This is a genomic window from Ekhidna sp. (assembly GCF_965247405.1).
Taxonomy (GTDB): Bacteria; Bacteroidota; Bacteroidia; order Cytophagales; family Cyclobacteriaceae; genus Ekhidna.
The window spans coordinates 3597456-3613387 of record NZ_OZ252014.1 but is presented as its reverse complement, the minus strand read 5'-3'; the positions used below and the strand labels follow the sequence as shown (position 1 = coordinate 3613387).

Below are 15932 nucleotides of genomic sequence, written 5' to 3'. Positions count from 1 at the left end.
TATTGATGTCATCCTGAACTCAGCGAAGGATCTTCTTTTTAAATGAGATGCTTCCTTCGTCAGCATGACAGTTAAAATTTTATTATCGTATCTCCTGGCAAAGCTCTACCAGCACGCCATTAGCCGTTTTCGGATGAACAAAGCATACCAGCTTATTATCCGCTCCTCGCTTCGGTTCCTCATTCAATATCTGAAACCCTTCCTTTCTCAGTCGATCCATTTCTGCATGAATGTCTTCAACTTCAAACGCAATGTGATGAATACCCTCACCCTTCTTTTCAATGAATTTGGCAATAGCACTATCACTTCCTCCTTCCAGCAATTCTATTTTGGTTTCTCCTAGTTGAAAGAATGATGTTGTCACCTGCTCCGACTCAACCTCCTCTTCTTTATAGGATGGCCTATTAAAAAGTGTTTCAAACAGCTTGTTTGAATTGCTTAAGTCTTTGACTGCTATGCCAATATGCTCGACGTTTTTCCACATAAACTAGATCAATTAAGTAAGTTTGCAAAAATGCAGGAACTTTCAGTCGATCTGAAAAGTTTACCGATTAATTAAAGGAAATGGAGTTGAGATCAGACATACACGTAGAATCTGCAAAGATTCAAAACGAGATAAAGAACTTCCTCGGATTGAGGAGTGATGAGGTGATTTTCGAATTTTCGAATGCAGAGGGTAAGGTCAAACTGGATTTGATCACCATCAACCCACGACACAATCAATCATTTCTGTTTAAGTCGATCACCGGCTTTGATAAGACAGATGTCTTGCATAAGATGCTTGATTACGTTCGTACACATAAAGACAAGGAAAGTTCTTTTACCATTCAATGGATGACAAAAGGCATGAACGAACTACAGACTTCTTATTTCCGAGCGAAAAACATGTATGATGCCATGGATAAGCTTTACTATGGCAGAGACATGAATAATATTACCGTTTTCAGTATTGTATTAAACCCTGTGGCCTGATGATAAATGTGACTGACAAAGCGAGAGAAGAGATTGTGACCTTACTGGGAAAAGAGGGTAAATCATTGGAGCACAACATCCGTGTTTCTGTAAAAGGTGGCGGATGCTCCGGACTGATGTATGACCTTTCGTTCGACCCTGAAATTCAGGAAGCAGACGAGGTATTTGAAGACAAAGGGGTTAAAATCCTGGTAGACAAGAAGAGCCTGCTTTATTTACTGGGCACCACACTCGATTTTTCTGACGGTCTGAATGGTAAAGGATTTCAGTTTGTGAATCCCAACGCCTCCCGAACCTGTGGTTGTGGGGAGAGTTTTTCGGTTTAACATATTCCAGGATGTGGCTATTTTAGCTGCATGAAAAAATGGACATCCGACAGATGGTTAAGTATTGTTGCCATTATCGCATCACTTGGTACACTGTTCACTATCGTCTATCAAACAAACCTAATACGCAAACAACAGTATGCATCTGTTCTCCCTTACCTGGAGATGTGGAATTCAAATCCTGGAAAAGATGGAGAAACTTACCTGCTTTTACTAATGAATAATGGGATTGGTCCTGCTTTTATAAAGGAAGTAAAAATCCATTATGGCGATTCAGCATATCGGGATGATCCTGCCACCTTCACATATAGAGTGATTAAGCCAAAAGATTCTATTACAAACATCCATTATTCTAACATAAAAGCAGGTAGACTTATTCCGGCTGGTGAACAGATCGAATTAGTAGGAGTTTCCAAAGACACTGTCAATGCTCCCATCTTAAGAAAGTGGTTTGCTCAAACTGATTCTATCGAAGTAGAGGTAATCTACGAATCAATATATGGTGAGAAATGGAGTGCAAGAGGCACAGCCAATGAACCAACCAGGTTAAATTAACCCTCCTCCCGCTGCTTCATTGTACGGGAGGTTTGTACATTAGATGTACTATTGATGCTATCCTTCTTAATTATCTCATATTGGGATCCAATAAATTTTGCATGGTCATGATACACAGCAATTGGTGTTTTCAGCATGTAGAGATTGGCCGACAAATAATCCAGGAAATCATGTTCATCTAAGTCCATTACATCACCAAAGTGGGACTCATTATCCGTTCGCATCAGCGCTTTATTGGATACATTTAGTCGTGTAGCGAGGTTACTAAGCTGTAGCTGTGTTAGTTTATCTTTTCGAATATCGATTTCTTTTACTTCGAAATGCCTCAAAGATTTAGCGTAAGCCAGTCCTTCACGTTGTTGAATATCCGAAGAATCGTATATAAACAGAATCTCTTTTTCACTTACCTTCATACCACTATAAAGTGATTTGAGGTCAAAATTGTTTCGCTAGTAGGCGCGAACCTCGATTCCTTTCATGAAATTGATGAAGGACTTGTTCACTACCCGATTGCCTCCCGGGGTTGGGTAGTCACCTGTAAAGTACCAATCCCCCAGGTGATTTGGGCATGCCTTATGTAAGTTTTCTACCGTTTGATACACGACTTCCACTTCCGCTTTCATTCCTTCCGGTTGTACAATCTCAGTGATCTTCTGAGAAATCTGTTCATCTGTAAATTGATGATAAAGTTCATTTACATGATTAACAGGATTAGGATCAGATTGGCTGGCCAGACATTTATCAAATACGATATCCAAAAGCTCCTCCTTGTCATGATCTTTTAACAGTCCGAGCACGGCTCTGAAGGCAAGAAACTCCCTCATCTTACTCATATCTATTCCATAGCAGTCAGGAAATCTAATCTGAGGAGCTGAAGAAACGATGACAATTTTCTTTGGTTCTAATCGGTCGAGTAGGGTAAGTATGCTCTTTTCAAGGGTTGTCCCTCTCACTATACTATCATCTATGACTACCAACGTATCTGTATGCTTATTTATCACCTCATAGGTAGTATCATACACATGTGATACCAGCTCGTCTCTTCCCTTATCATCTGTAATAAATGTTCTCAGCTTTGCATCTTTCAATACCAGCTTCTCTACACGCGGTTGGAAGTTGAGCATCTCCTCAATGGAATCTGCCGATGGCTTTCCATCAAGGATTACCTCCATTCGCTTGGCAATAAGGTATTGCTCCATTCCTCTCATCAGACCCAAGAAGGATGTCTCCGCCGTGTTTGGAATATATGAAAATACCGTGTTTTTCAAATCAAAATTGATGGACTTTAGTACCTGAGGCACCAGAAGCTCTCCAAGTTTTTTTCTTTCCTGATAGATATCCGGATCCGTTCCTCTGGAGAAGTAGATTCGCTCAAATGAGCACGACTTTCGTTCTATTGGCTCAATAAACTGTTTTTGCTCATAATCACCATCTTTGGAAATGATGAGCGCATTTCCTGGTTTAATTTCCTGAATTTCCGAATACTCACAACCAAAAGCAGTTTTAATGGCTTGCTTCTCAGAGGTAACTACTATCACTTCATCATCTGCATAGTAGTATGCCGGACGGATACCTGCCGGATCTCTTGCTACGAACGAGGCGCCATATCCGATGATCCCTGCCATCGCATATCCACCATCAAAATCCCGACAAGAGCGGTGTAGCACACGCTGCAAGTCTATCTCCTCTTCTATCTTGTAAGTGATTTCTTCGTTAGAGAGATCATCTTTGTATTTATCGAAAATGCGTTGGTTTTCTTCATCCAGAAAGTGACCGATTTTTTCCATTACCGTCACTGTATCCACCTTATCTTTAGGGAACTGCCCCAGGCCAACCAGTATATTAAACAGTTCCTCAACGTTGGTCATATTGAAGTTACCTGCCATAACCAGGTTACGGCTTCTCCAGTTATTTTGTCTTAAAAACGGGTGGCAATTTTCGATGCTGTTTTTCCCGTGTGTCCCGTATCTCAGGTGACCCAGCCATGATTCCCCGGTAAACGCATAATTTTCTTTGAGCCATTGTGCGTTCGTTTCATCCCCGGTCGGATCTTTCTTTGCCTTCAGGTATTTCTTACTAATCTTTCCAAAGATCTCCTCAATGGGGTTGGAATTAATCGTCCGATATCGTGAAATGTACCTTAGCCCCGGTGGTAAATCAATTTTAATACTTGCTATTCCAACGCCATCCTGTCCCCGATTACTCTGCTTTTTCATTAGCAGATACATCTTTTTGGCTGCATACGCAGGCGTGCCGTATTTGTCAATGTAGTATTGTAAGGGTTTCCTGAGGCGGAGGTGGGCTATGCCACATTCGTGTTTTATTGGGTCACTCATGGACGTTGTTAAGCAATTGTTTCGCTTCCATTACCAGCTGAGGTGCAAAGAACAACAATAACAACACAATACAGAAAAGAGTTGCCAAAATTTTCGTTGAGAATTTGAATTTGATAGACTGAGTGTCCTCCGACTGACCCAGAAAGATCTGTCTCGGAATCTGTAGATAAAAGAACAAGGAAGCCACTGTAGCCATTACAGCAATAATCAAATACCATAGCCAATAACTAATGGACAGGCTTTCATACCCCTCCCACAGGGTGGTGAAAAGGAAAAATTTAGCCGTAAACCCGGCAAGAGGTGGTATCCCAACAAGAGAAATTAAAATCAAGGTAAAGGCAGCTCCTAACCATGTAGCATGCTTTGTTCGTACATAATCAGATACTTCATGAATTCCTTTCTTTTCATAAACATCGAGCAGATAAAATACAGCAAGATTCATGAACGCATACACTACGGCATAATACCAGAAACCAATCGATGATAAGTCAGTAGCTAGCATTGCAAAAGGGAGAAGAAACCCCGAATGAGCGATGGCACCAAAACTGATCATCCTTCGTGCATTTTGCTGCCGAAGTGCCCCTAGCGTCCCAAATAGTATCGTTAGAATCCCCAACATCAAAATCAACGCATAGATCCAATGATCTGCCACGAATAGGTTTGCGTCAAAAAGATTTTTGAGCAGGACCAAACCAGCCAGTTTAGGCACGATTGACATGAATGCTGTGGCATCAGCAGGTGCTGCCTGATAAGTTGACGGTACCCAAATATGCGACGGCACAAGAGATATCTTGAAGAAGATGCCCAATAGAAGAAAAACAAACCCCGTCTGTGAGAAAAAATCCTGAAATGTAGTAATACTCCAATCTGAGATGAAAAACGTACCGGTGGTCCCATAAATAATTCCTATACCGAAAAGCATAAAAGCAGAACTTATTGCACCAAATAGCAAGTACTTGATTCCAGCTTCAAAGCCCGATTTTTTGAATGAGAAGTTGGTGAGGATATAGGAAGCAAATGATGCCAGCTCAATTGAAAGGTACACGATCAATAAGCTATTGGCTTTCATCATAAACAAGCTACCGGCCAAAAGAGCCAGAATAAAAAAACAGAATTCTACCAGGTGTTTAGCCGATCGCTGATAGCTGAGAAGTAATATTCCAACCCATATGAACAGTGATCCAAACTGCAATGCTGATGGCTTGATGTAAAGGCTCTTCTCAATGAGTAGCCCGGTCGACTCATTGAGGGAGTTATAATAGGCTGCAAGAAGTAAAACGCCCAGAAAACAGCTTTTCAATAACCATTTATTTGAATCAAGGAGACCGACAATAAGAATGAATATCGCCCCAACAATCAGGATCGATTCCGTCCATACACCCTGGAGGTCGTTCAGTATCCCATTTAGTTGATCATTTAGATTCATGGATTAAAACGGCTAATCTGCTGAATGAAAAATTCGATGGTTTCATTGGAGTAGTCCAGCATCAAACGTGGGTAAACCCCTAACACAATAACCAAAACTGTCAACGGGATTAGCATCAATTTCTCCCTGGCTGTTAAATCCAACATGTTTGGCTCCCAAGACGATTCCCTCACAAAGTATTTTCCATAAAACATGCGCTGAATGGTCCAAAGAAAATAGGCTGCTGAAATAGCAATGCCAGAGGTTGCAAGAATGCCGATCCATAATGAGAATTTCGAACTCCCAAAAGCTCCCATCAACACCATCAGTTCCCCAACAAATCCCGATAGTCCGGGTAGCCCAAGTCCCGCAAAAAAGAAGATCGCCATGAAGAAAGTGTAAACCGGCATTTTGGAAGCCAGGCCACTGAAATTCTCCATTTGTCTGTTTCCTGTTCGATCATAGATCACTCCGGCTATTAAGAATAATGCAGGAGAGATCAATCCATGGGAAACCATGTGAAACAATGATCCTGAAAATCCGACTGAAGTCAGTGAAGCCAACCCGACCAACACAAAACCCATGTGGGAAACGGAGGAATAGGCCACCATCCGCTTCAAATCTCTTTGTGCCAGTGCGTTCATTCCACCATAAATAATGGATAGCACACCAAGAACCGCAACAAATCCGGCATGTTCGACCGCTATGTCAGGGAAAATGCCATAAGCGATTCTTAGTAACCCATATGCTCCAACCTTCAACAAAAGCCCGGCAAGTACGACCGATATAGGTGTGGGTGCCTCGACGTGTGCATCTGGCAGCCAGGTGTGTACCGGCACGGCTGGTAGCTTGATTCCAAACCCAATGATGAGAAAAATGAATGCCAGGACTCTGGCTGAGTATCCAAAGATCAACTCTGGAGATGACGGATCCAGAAGGGATCCTGATTCATACGCACCATCCATCATTTTTACTAAACTGAATGTGTTTACATCGCCATCCACGACACTCAGGTACAGCCCGATCATAACTACCAGAATGAACAACGAGCCTAATAGGGTGTAAAGAAAAAATTTGATTGATGCATACGACCTTCTTGCACCTCCCCATATCCCAATAAGGAAAAACATGGGCAGAAGCATAAACTCAAAGCAGAGGTAGAACAAGAAGAAATCTAACGCTATAAAGCATCCGACAATACTAGAGCTTAGAATCAGGTAGAGAATAAAATATCCTTTCGCCTTCTCTTGAATGTTCCATGACGAAATCACCCCAATCAAAAGGATAAAAGATGAAAGCACAAGCAGTGGCATACTGATACCATCTACCCCTAAGAGGTACTGGATTTGTATGGAGCCTACTGAGCCCAGGTCCATATTGATCCAATTGACCTGCTCTACAAACTGGAACACCCCCGCCCAACTTTCAGCGTTTAATTCTTTTTCAAAACTTAAAGCCAATAAAACTGACAAAATCAACTGAATGGAGATAGCGGCAAAAGACAACCTCCTAAACAATCTCCATCGCTGTGATGGGATGAATAGCATTAACACTGCAATGAGCAGTGGGAATAGAAAAATGTAGGTTAGGGTATTTTGCATGCTGTGTTAAAAAAACAGAATCCAAGATAAAATTAAAATTACACCAACTAGCAGCCATGCCAGCTGGGTTTGGGTATCCCGGGAGTTAATTGCTGCAAATCTTTTCCCTATGAACCCGGATAAATGAGCCACTCCATTAACAGGACCATCCACTGCAAAGCGATCAATCAAAGCGATGGTTTTGGAAAACACAACCGTGCTTACTCCCAGTAAATGGATCACTCCATCAATCACTTTTTCGTCCAAAGTATAAAGCTGTTTAGCCACAAAAGATAATCCCGTCCCAATTTGATCATAAAGCCAAACCACATAAAATCCATTTAGTGCAGAGTTAAATCGACCAGCAACATCACGATAGCTATTCGCATATGCAGCGCCCGGTTTAAACAATCCGTAGGATAATAGTAGTCCGGCAGCTACAAGAAAGATCGACAAAAAAGTAACAATCAGGCTACTTCCATTTGAATATCCATCAGCCACCCAAAATGAATTCAACCAACTTATATGAGCCAGCGGATTCCAATCGTAAGCAATCCAAAGAGCCCCCAACGCCAGAACTGTCAGAGGTATCTTCAGCGCTTTATTTTCTGCATAAGAGCTTTTGAATTCAATCCTACCGGTACCATAGAATACCAATAAAACCATGCGTCCCACGTAAAGCGCTGTGAGAAAAGCGGTAATTAATGCAAAGTCAGGAATAATGTATGCCCAGGTGCCCAATTGATCGGCCCAGCTCCACGCAGAAAGAATAATGGCCTCCTTAGACATAAACCCACTGAAGAACGGTAATCCTGCTAAAGCAAGAGAGCAAATCAGAAATGTGCGAAAAGTCCAGGGAAGTTGATTTCTTAAGCCACCCATGTTGCGCATATCTTGCGCATCTTCAGTAGAAACCTTATGCATGAAGTGGATGATTGCCCCAGCACCTAAAAAAAGTCCCGCCTTGAAAAAAGCGTGGGTGAACAAATGAAAAATCGATGCGCTGGCACCACCAACGCCTATCCCCAAAACCATATAACCCAGTTGTGAGATGGTTGAATAGGCCAGTACTTTTTTGATATCATGCTGGAATAACGCACAAATTCCACCATAAAAAGCAGTTACCGCTCCAATTAGGGCAATAGCAACCAATGCATCAGGATGGAGAAACGGAGCGACCCTAAACAATAAATAAACACCAGCAGCTACCATCGTTGCTGCATGGATTAAGGCTGAAACAGGTGTGGGACCCACCATCGCTTTCGTCAACCAACCAGAAAATGGTAGTTGTGCTGATTTTCCAAATGCACCAATGGCTACAAGAATAGATGGAACGAACATCCACGAGGTGTTCATCTCCCTAATTTGGATTGTACCCTGTGCATTAAGTATCAAAATACCGGCAAGCAGGGCAACATCTGCTATACGGTTCACCATAAATGCCAACCGAGCAGAAGGTGGAACATCCTCCTTCTGGTACCAAAATCCAATTAGGAGGTAAGAGGCAAGCCCTACCAATTCCCAAAAAACAAAAAGTAGAATCAGATGATCAGCCATCAGTAAACCAACCATTGAGAAAGTAAAAAAACCCAGCTTCGCAAAATACCTGAGCTTCCCTTCATCTTCACGCATGTATTCCAGAGAAAAAATGTGCACCAGTAGCGAGACTAACAGAACAAGTGAGATGAGAATAGAGGAGGCGTTATCAATCCGGACTGATAGTTCATACCCGGGTAGCCACTCCATTAGCCAGATAAATTCTACATTGGATATCGCAATAAATAAAGAAGCAATAAACCCGACACATATTCCCGTGATTGCATAAGATGAACGTTTTACAACGAATGCAAGCAACCCACCAAGTAGTGGCATAAATAGGACCAATATCGTTGCTATCGTTAGGTTCACGGATTTCCCAGCTTGGTAAGTTCGTCCAGGTTTGAAACCTTAGTCTTTCTGTAGATATTAAGCAGTATAGCAAGGGCAATCGATACCTCACAGACAGTGAGTACGACAGCAAAAATAGCCACCACCTGTCCTTTCATTTGCGGATCAAATTGGGAAAATGCAGCTAACACAATATTCGCAGCATTGAGCATTAGTTCGACCCCTATGAGTACGAATATGGCACTTCGTTTCGTCAGCACCACATATGTACCTGCTGAAAATAGAAAAGCAGCAAGGTATAAGTAATATGTTAACACCTGCTCACTCATTGGCTGCATTTTTAGCCAGATAAGCCGCCCCTACCAGAGCAACCAATAAAATAAAAGCGACCAATTCAAATGCGACAATATGATCAGTAAGAAATGAAACCCCGATCGATTCAATCTGATCTTGATCTTTTACAGGTTTCGTTCCGAATGATGCTGTTGAAATGAGATAGGAAAGACCGGCAAATAACCCTAATGACAAAACACCTCCTATAAATTGGTTATTGGAACCAGACAATACTTTCTCTCCACGTAGACGATTCGTCATCATCACTCCGAAAGCCAATAGAATCACAACTCCGCCAGCATAAAGCATGATCTGAACGACTGCCAAAAGCTCTGCTATCAAAACAACATAGACTCCAGCAATTGCAATAAGTGCCAGGCACAGTGCATATGCAGCATGAACAATGTTCCTGGTAAACAGAATGATCAGCACCCCTGCCAGGACTAACAACCCCATAAAAATCTGAATGGCAACAATCATTATTTCTTTTTAGGAATTCGGGGTTTAAAAACAGGTTTTGCCGTTGGCTTCTTCATCACATCTGCCTCTTTATTTTGAGCCGGCAGCTCAGGCTTTGCCTTCGTTTTCTGTGCCTGATAATCTTCAAATTCTTTCTTTTTCTCTGCAATCTCCTGACCAGTCATTTTGCTGAACGAAAAATTATGATCCAGAATGTCGGTCGTGCTAAAATCAAATTCTTTGGTCATTGTGAGACACTCCGTAGGGCAAACCACCGTGCATAATCCACAAAAGCAACATTTAGACATATCGATATCAAACTTGGCTGCATGGATTCTCAGCGGAGTACCATCAGATGTCTGACCAAAAACCTCAGGCGATCTTACTGGTTCAATATCAATGCAGTCCACCGGACAGATTTTGGCGCATTTATCACATACAATACAGTCATCTATTTCATTATGAAGCTGATACCTGCCATTATCCGGGATGGGTATTTCTTCATGAGGATACTGAACCGTGAAGGTTCCATTAGCTTTTTCAAAATAGTTTTCCTCTCCTACCCATTCTTTTTTCCTGGCGTAACGAGCCTGAAAAAAGTACTTGATGGACAGCATCATTCCCTTCCAGGTGGTCTTAAATCCGGTCGCTATGTTTCCTAAATAACTCACTAAATCAGCCAATTATCCAAAGTTTCCATAATGCACAGACAAACAACATAACAATGGCCAACGGGGTTAGATACTTCCATGATAAACTCATAAGCTGATCAACCCTAAGCCGGGGTAACGTCCAACGTACCCACATTTGCACAAAGATCAAAAGCAAGGCTTTGAACAACAACCAAAACGTACCCCAAATAGGTCCGACTAACATATTGGGAAATGGCGAATTCCATCCACCAAAAAACAGGATTGCAGCCAGAATAGACAAGAGCAGCATCATACCGTATTCGGAAAGCATGAATATCCCCCACCGAAATCCGGAATATTCTGTATGATATCCGCCTATTAGCTCTGATTCTGATTCCGGCAAATCAAATGGTGTACGGTTGGATTCTGCAAGGCCAGCTATGAAGAAAATGATGAAAGGAATAATCAATATCGGGTATTGGATAATGTTCCATCCCGGCAAACCTCCCTCCTGCAAAAAACTCATGGTTTGAAGGTTCAGCGTTCCGGTGAGGATAATTACACATAAAACACTGAGTCCTAAAGGTACTTCATAAGAAACGATTTGCGCCACTGATCGCATCGCTCCATATAAGCTGTATTTATTATTTGAAGCCCATCCTGCCATCAATACTCCCAGAACGTCTAATGACACAATAGCAAGCAAAAAGAAAACACCGCTGGAAACACCCGAGCCATCAATGGTTGAATTTAGAGGGAGTACTGAAAAACCTGTAAATACTGCTGCAAATACAATAAACGGTGCAAACAGAAAGGGAATGATATCTATTGCATTCGCACGAATGTCCTCTTTTTGCAACATTTTCAGTAGGTCTGCAATAGTCTGAAGTATCCCTTTTGGACCTACCTCCATGGGCCCCAGTCTGTTTTGGATGAATGCAGCAGTCTTCCGCTCTGCATACACAGCAAACACGACAAAGATTAAAAGGAAACCCAAATAGATGGCGAATGAAATCACACTCGAATTTACCCCGAAGGGCCTTCTAAGAAAACATTTTATAAAGTTTATCCTGGCAGCCAACCAACATTGACATCCTCCAGTCGGAGGTAATCAATACTCATGGTTTCAAAAACCACCTTTTTGAGAACCAATGTTACTGTATAAGGTTCTCCTTTCTCTTTATTCTTACGCTGCGTCTCATTCACACGCAATTCAACTATTCCACTTGATGCGATTTCAGAAAGCAGTTCCTCGGGTCTTTCTCCCATCACATCGTTGCAAAGCGCCGAGTGAATGGGCCCATCAAATTGTTTTCTTGTCACATTTACTACATCCGCTTTTCCTATGGCGTAAGCTTGCAAATCTTCCAACTCAATAGCTGACATATCCACTACAACAGAAACATATTCCTGATTATCATTGGTCAGCTTATAAACGATAAAGTCTCCACATCCAACCATATCTCCCTCGTACGGATGCATGGTTTTAGTGCTTTTATTTACAGCACAGGCGGATAAAAGAATCGCTATAGAAAGAATACATAGTCTGTTCATACTGTAAATCTAAACCAATTCGTCCCAAATTGGGATTTGTTCGAGGTGTACTTCTTTACCAAAAAATGTTTTCGTGGTATGTTCAAAAGACTCAGTAAAATCTGATACCAAAAACTGATCTGAACCCGCTGATTCTTTACTGATCAACTGATGATATTCCAGAAAAGACTTAAGTGCTAACGCTACCGTCTCTGCAGAATCTATAATCTCGATTTCTTTGTTTTGCTGTGTGTAATGTGTTCTAATCTCTTCTTTGATGATAGGATAATGTGTACATCCAAGAATCAACGATCTGATGCCTTCCAATAAAGGATCGTTGAGGTATTTTCCAATGATATTTCTGCTTATTTCATCGTCGTAAATACCCTCTTCAATCATTGGAACAAGTAGTGGTGTGGCTAAAGAAGTAAACTGAATGTTTTGTTTCAGCTGCTCAATTTTCCTGGCATACACGCCTGCAGATACCGTTTGTTTAGTTCCGATTAGTCCTACTTTCTCGTCCTGGTAGTTTTCCCGTATGAAATCTACTGTAGGGTTAATCACATCAAAAACCTTCGCCTTCCTGCCCACATACTCTGTTACCAGATCATACGCTGCAGAGGAAGCTGAATTACATGCAATCAGAATCACCTTGCATTTTTGCTTCAAAAGCATTTCTGCGATGCGAACCGAATAGGCCTGAATAGCTGCTGTGGACTTGTCTCCGTAAGGAAGGTGGGCCGTGTCTCCAAAGTAAACAATGGACTCACCAGGCAACACTTTCTTTACAGCACGTGCCACTGTTAGGCCTCCAATGCCACTATCAAAGATTCCGATTGGTTGGTTTGATTTCATTAATTAATTTCTCAATTGGCAAATATGTGAAGAACAGAACACTTAGACAGCCAATCGCTATTCCCTTTCGAGTGAGGAACGAACGAGACTTGGGAATCCATTAAGACATCCCTCTCCGACCGCTATATCAACCTTCCCCCCTTCAAAGGGGGAATACTTTCAAATCCGCTCACACATAAAAAAATCCCGACGATACCGTCGGGATTGCAAGTAAAGAGTTAAAATTTAAATTGTGCTAGTCAAATTTAATTAATTCGTCATGGCTACCAAAAGATCACTCTGAGTAATAATATGAACCTTATTAGACTCATCCCTGATCATTAATGCCTTCTTTTCTTTGCTCAGCATGGATGACATCACATCGATTGGTTCCAATGACGAAATGAACTGGAATGGAGCTTCCATTATTTCAGAGACAGGCTTGTCTTTCAGATCCGGATTTTCCACCAGGCTTCTTAATAACAAGCTATCTGATACGCTACCTACAAATTCATTGCCTTTAACAACAGGTGCCTGATCTATTCCTTTTTGATTCATCAATTTGATCGCCTCTCCTACTTTGGTTGAGTGATCTATGGTTACCAATTCTGATGACCCATTTTTATTCGTGATGATATCCTTCGCGGTTGCAAATTTTCTATCTTCCAAGAATCCATGATCTTTCATCCAATCGTCGTTATAAACTTTACCTAGGTATCTGGTACCATGATCCGGTAAAATGACAACCATTACATCATCATCTTTAAGGTTCTCCTTGGCATACTCCAATGCACCGTGAACAGCTGATCCACATGACCATCCAACGAAAAGCCCCTCTTCTCTAGCTAACCTTCTTGTCATGATGGCCGCATCTTTGTCAGTCACCTTTACTATGTAATCAACCATATCAAAATCCACATTTTTAGGGAGGATGTCTTCACCAATCCCTTCTGTTAGGTATGGATATATTTCTTTCTCATCAAACTCCCCAGTCTCCTTGTATTTCTTAAATACTGAGCCATATGAATCAAGACCTATGGTGACCACATTTGGATTTTGTTCTTTGAGGTATTTAGACGTACCGCTGATCGTTCCTCCGGTCCCCATTCCTGCAGCATAGTGAGTGATTTTTCCATCAGTATCTCGCCAGATTTCAGGTCCGGTTGTTTCATAATGAGAGATCGCATTTGCCGGATGGTCGTACTGATTTGGGTAAAAAGAGTTCGGGATATCTTTTTCCAGTTGCTTAGCAACCGAGTAATATGATTTTGGATCGTCTGGTGCTACATTCGTTGGACACACGACTACTTCAGCCCCCATCGCGCGAAGAACATCCATTTTTTCCTTGCTTTGTTTATCTGCCAGGGTGAAAATGCATTTATACCCTTTGGAGATAGCTACTAATGCCAACCCCATACCTGTATTTCCTGAAGTTCCTTCGATAATGGTTCCACCAGGCTTGAGAATTCCTTTTTCTTCAGCATCCTCAATCATTTTCAGAGCAATTCGATCCTTTATGGAATTTCCTGGATTGAAATATTCAACTTTCACCAGGACTGTGCCTTTTATGCCTTTATTGACACTGTTTAGTTTTAAAAGTGGGGTATTTCCTATTCCCTCCGTAAGATTATTTAGGTACTTCATTATTAAGTCTAAGAGATAAGCCGCAAAGGTAGAAAAACCCTATTCAACATCCTATTTATGGTGTTCTATCGAATTTAACTTTTAATTAACCAAGCTAGAGAAACTAATTGCACTAGCAACTACGTACATTTACTTTATTAATCAATTGATAATAATTGATTGAGTATTATGTCAATCACTAAGAATATGAATCTGATTAAAAACTTTACTAAGTATATTTTGTTTTTTGGCCTCTCCCTTTGTGGATATAGTCAAGCAATACCCCTTTGCGGAGGGGGTGGAAATGCAGATGGAAATGTTTCAAATGGTATTCTAATTGACAATGGTGATTGTGGAGAAGCCACTTTAGGAACTTTTTCATCGGCTGGAAATCTTGAAGTAAAAGACGGGGATTTAACCCTCAATTTGGGAAATGCGACATTTTCAGGAAATATTTTCGTTTGCGATGGTTGTTCACTTACAATAAATGGTGGTACAGTTACTATAACAGGAAACATTGAAAATAACGGTATAATGAATTTAAATGGAACATCAATTGTATCAAATGGTTCATTAGTTGTAAAGGGTTCTGGATCTACCAATATGAATAATAGTTCATTTGAAAGTACTGGTGGAGATATAAATATAGAAAGTGGTGGTGAGATCGATATGACAAATGGGAGCAGCTTAACTACAGATTCTGGAAATAAAATTGTTAATGACGGAACAATAACTTCTGATGGATCGGGCAATACTGTAAGCACTGGAAATATAGAAGGAAGTGGAACTACCCCCTCAGAATTAGATTGTGGTGATGCTACTTGCTCAGATTCTCCATTACCAGTTGATTTGCTTTATTTCAATGCTATAGCTGAGAGTGAAATTAAAATTAATTGGGCAACTGCGACTGAAATTAATAACGATTACTTTTCAATCGAGCGATCAGAAGATGGAGTGAACTACTACGAAATAGGGAAAGTGAATGGAAACGGTGATAGTAATCAAGAGATCACTTATTCATTTACCGATAAGTTCGTTCTTGCTCCAGTTGAATATTACAGACTGAAGCAAGTAGATTTTGATGGTATGTATGAGCACTTCCAGGTTAAAAGAGTCGAAACCAATCTTGAAAAAAAGCAAGTTCAGATTCTGGCCTACCCAACATTGGTTCAAAATGGAAAAGTGAATTTGAGTTCAACACAATCTTTTCAGGTTCAGGAAATAACGATCTACAATCTTGCAGGAGGCGAGTCGCAAAATCTTTCGCAGCATACAATTCAGGAAAATCCGCTAAGCTATCTAGTAGACCTGAGTGGTCTGACAAAGGGGTTTTATCTGTTAAGGCTAACCACTTCTGATGGGAATGAATTTTCAACTCGATTAATGGTTAAATAAGAAAGGGCACCTCTTTAGGTGCCCTTCACCACCAAGTTACTCCGCCTTAGAGAGAGTAACAT

The 15932-nt window shown here is 41.2% G+C and carries 17 protein-coding genes; 4 read left to right on the top strand and 13 right to left on the bottom strand.

The window, feature by feature from the left end:
* Nucleotides 1-82: 82 nt before the first annotated feature.
* Nucleotides 83-484: a methylmalonyl-CoA epimerase gene (mce, locus tag ACP14Y_RS16675; protein WP_424964029.1), complete on the bottom strand. Its 402-nt coding sequence runs from the start codon at nt 482-484 to the stop codon at nt 83-85.
* An 80-nt stretch (nt 485-564) separates the two neighbouring features.
* Here mce and ACP14Y_RS16670 point away from each other — a divergent pair, with 80 nt between their 5' ends.
* From ACP14Y_RS16670 to ACP14Y_RS16660, 3 genes are read left to right on the top strand one after another with little or no spacing between them, the layout of a single operon-like run.
* Nucleotides 565-972 carry a hypothetical protein gene (locus ACP14Y_RS16670; RefSeq protein ID WP_424964028.1) on the top strand — a complete coding sequence of 136 codons (408 nt, stop codon included), beginning with the start codon at nt 565-567 and terminating at the stop codon, nt 970-972.
* Complete coding sequence (locus ACP14Y_RS16665) at nt 972-1298, top strand: HesB/IscA family protein (protein WP_424964027.1); 327 nt, start codon at nt 972-974, stop codon at nt 1296-1298. Before ACP14Y_RS16670 ends, ACP14Y_RS16665 begins: the two co-directional genes overlap by 1 nt.
* 30 nt (nt 1299-1328) lie before the next feature.
* The gene (locus ACP14Y_RS16660; protein WP_424964026.1) at nt 1329-1853 is read left to right on the top strand and encodes a hypothetical protein; all 525 of its coding nucleotides are present in this window, start codon (nt 1329-1331) and stop codon (nt 1851-1853) included.
* On the opposite strand, the gene ACP14Y_RS16655 is transcribed toward ACP14Y_RS16660, so the two are convergent.
* The 12 genes from ACP14Y_RS16655 to ACP14Y_RS16600 form a co-directional block, all read right to left on the bottom strand.
* A complete protein-coding gene (locus tag ACP14Y_RS16655; protein WP_424964025.1) occupies nt 1850-2266 on the bottom strand; it encodes an arsenate reductase family protein in 417 nt (138 codons plus the stop codon). The genes ACP14Y_RS16660 and ACP14Y_RS16655 overlap by 4 nt on opposite strands.
* 36 nt (nt 2267-2302) lie before the next feature.
* A complete protein-coding gene (locus tag ACP14Y_RS16650; RefSeq protein WP_424964024.1) occupies nt 2303-4189 on the bottom strand; it encodes an amidophosphoribosyltransferase in 1887 nt (628 codons plus the stop codon).
* Nucleotides 4182-5615: an NADH-quinone oxidoreductase subunit N gene (locus ACP14Y_RS16645; RefSeq protein WP_424964023.1), complete on the bottom strand. Its 1434-nt coding sequence runs from the start codon at nt 5613-5615 to the stop codon at nt 4182-4184. Before ACP14Y_RS16645 ends, ACP14Y_RS16650 begins: the two co-directional genes overlap by 8 nt.
* Nucleotides 5612-7195, bottom strand: a complete 1584-nt coding sequence (locus ACP14Y_RS16640; protein WP_424964022.1) for a complex I subunit 4 family protein — start codon at nt 7193-7195, stop codon at nt 5612-5614. The genes ACP14Y_RS16645 and ACP14Y_RS16640 overlap by 4 nt, the downstream gene beginning before the upstream one ends.
* A gap of 6 nt (nt 7196-7201) precedes the next feature.
* The gene (locus ACP14Y_RS16635) at nt 7202-9082 is read right to left on the bottom strand and encodes an NADH-quinone oxidoreductase subunit L (protein ID WP_424964021.1); all 1881 of its coding nucleotides are present in this window, start codon (nt 9080-9082) and stop codon (nt 7202-7204) included.
* Complete coding sequence (gene nuoK / locus ACP14Y_RS16630; RefSeq protein ID WP_424964020.1) at nt 9079-9390, bottom strand: NADH-quinone oxidoreductase subunit NuoK; 312 nt, start codon at nt 9388-9390, stop codon at nt 9079-9081. The genes ACP14Y_RS16635 and nuoK overlap by 4 nt, the downstream gene beginning before the upstream one ends.
* The gene (locus ACP14Y_RS16625; protein WP_424964019.1) at nt 9383-9874 is read right to left on the bottom strand and encodes an NADH-quinone oxidoreductase subunit J; all 492 of its coding nucleotides are present in this window, start codon (nt 9872-9874) and stop codon (nt 9383-9385) included. Before ACP14Y_RS16625 ends, nuoK begins: the two co-directional genes overlap by 8 nt.
* Nucleotides 9874-10524 carry a 4Fe-4S dicluster domain-containing protein gene (locus tag ACP14Y_RS16620; protein ID WP_424964018.1) on the bottom strand — a complete coding sequence of 217 codons (651 nt, stop codon included), beginning with the start codon at nt 10522-10524 and terminating at the stop codon, nt 9874-9876. The genes ACP14Y_RS16625 and ACP14Y_RS16620 overlap by 1 nt, the downstream gene beginning before the upstream one ends.
* Before the next feature lie 4 nt (nt 10525-10528).
* Entirely contained in the window at nt 10529-11503 is a 975-nt protein-coding gene (nuoH, locus tag ACP14Y_RS16615) for an NADH-quinone oxidoreductase subunit NuoH (RefSeq protein WP_424964017.1), read from the bottom strand.
* 47 nt (nt 11504-11550) lie between these two features.
* The gene (locus ACP14Y_RS16610; RefSeq protein WP_424964016.1) at nt 11551-12039 is read right to left on the bottom strand and encodes a hypothetical protein; all 489 of its coding nucleotides are present in this window, start codon (nt 12037-12039) and stop codon (nt 11551-11553) included.
* A gap of 9 nt (nt 12040-12048) precedes the next feature.
* Entirely contained in the window at nt 12049-12873 is an 825-nt protein-coding gene (gene murI, locus ACP14Y_RS16605; RefSeq protein WP_424964015.1) for a glutamate racemase, read from the bottom strand.
* Between the two features lie 249 nt (nt 12874-13122).
* Nucleotides 13123-14496, bottom strand: a complete 1374-nt coding sequence (locus ACP14Y_RS16600; protein ID WP_424964014.1) for a cystathionine beta-synthase — start codon at nt 14494-14496, stop codon at nt 13123-13125.
* A gap of 186 nt (nt 14497-14682) precedes the next feature.
* Here ACP14Y_RS16600 and ACP14Y_RS16595 point away from each other — a divergent pair, with 186 nt between their 5' ends.
* Nucleotides 14683-15870: a T9SS type A sorting domain-containing protein gene (locus ACP14Y_RS16595; RefSeq protein WP_424964013.1), complete on the top strand. Its 1188-nt coding sequence runs from the start codon at nt 14683-14685 to the stop codon at nt 15868-15870.
* Nucleotides 15871-15932: the final 62 nt, after the last annotated feature.